Source organism: Priestia sp. VA7 (genome assembly GCF_055710015.1).
Genome location: NZ_JBVQPN010000055.1, coordinates 1 through 326, shown reverse-complemented (window position 1 = coordinate 326; position 326 = coordinate 1). Strand labels below are relative to the sequence as shown.

The window sequence follows — 326 nt, the reverse complement described above, 5'->3', positions numbered from 1 at the left end:
TACCTTTTTCACAAAAATCACCTCCTTTTAATTGGTAACTTTTCATTAGAACCATTAAGTAAATATACTTAGCCTTTACCTATGTCAATGAAGGAATTATTTTCGCAATCCCCGATAGAGAATATAGGATTAGCAAACAGCAACACTAATTGTGCTTACTACTTTGCAGTTAACACTCAAAGATGAACCTGCGCGTAGCTCTACATCTTTCTTTGAATCTAAAACTTGAAGAGATAATACCTTTTTCACAAAAATCACCTCCTTTTAATTGGTAACTTTTCATTAGAACCATTAAGTAAATATACTTAGCCTTTACCTATGTCAAT

At 31.9% G+C, this 326-nt stretch carries 1 protein-coding gene; it reads right to left on the bottom strand.

The features are described from left to right. Positions 1–129: 129 nt before the first annotated feature. The gene (locus AC0C45_RS30150) at positions 130–249 is read right to left on the bottom strand and encodes a class III lanthipeptide (protein ID WP_220457412.1); all 120 of its coding nucleotides are present in this window, start codon (positions 247–249) and stop codon (positions 130–132) included. Positions 250–326: the final 77 nt, after the last annotated feature.